Raw genomic sequence first — 316 nt, forward strand, 5'->3', positions numbered from 1 at the left:
GCGTTGACCGCCCCGATCGGACTGGCGCCCGCGAACAGCCGCCCGTCCGCGCACGGTGGCGACGAGGTGGCCGACGGTTTCGGGGGCGCGCTGGCGGAGCAGGGGCTCGACCCGGCGGCGGTGATTGGGAAGACCGTGGTGGACGACGATGTCGAGCGCACGCTGCAGGAGCACGGGCTGGACCCGGTGGCCGTGATCGGTAACACCCTCGTGGACCTGAGCCAACTCACCTTCCACAGGGCCCCGGTGCACCTGCTGACGGCCGGCCGCACCCTGCGCGGCGACCCGGCGCTGCGCTACGAGCTCCGTCTCGGCG

Annotated in this window: 1 pseudogene; it reads left to right on the forward strand. The window is 73.7% G+C overall.

Annotated features, from left to right (window positions below):
• A pseudogene (locus tag UK12_RS42495) lies at positions 1-316 on the forward strand (hypothetical protein); the annotation flags it as partial.

The sequence above is a fragment of the Saccharothrix sp. ST-888 genome (assembly GCF_000955975.1).
In the GTDB taxonomy this organism is placed as follows: Bacteria; Actinomycetota; Actinomycetes; order Streptomycetales; family Streptomycetaceae; genus Kitasatospora.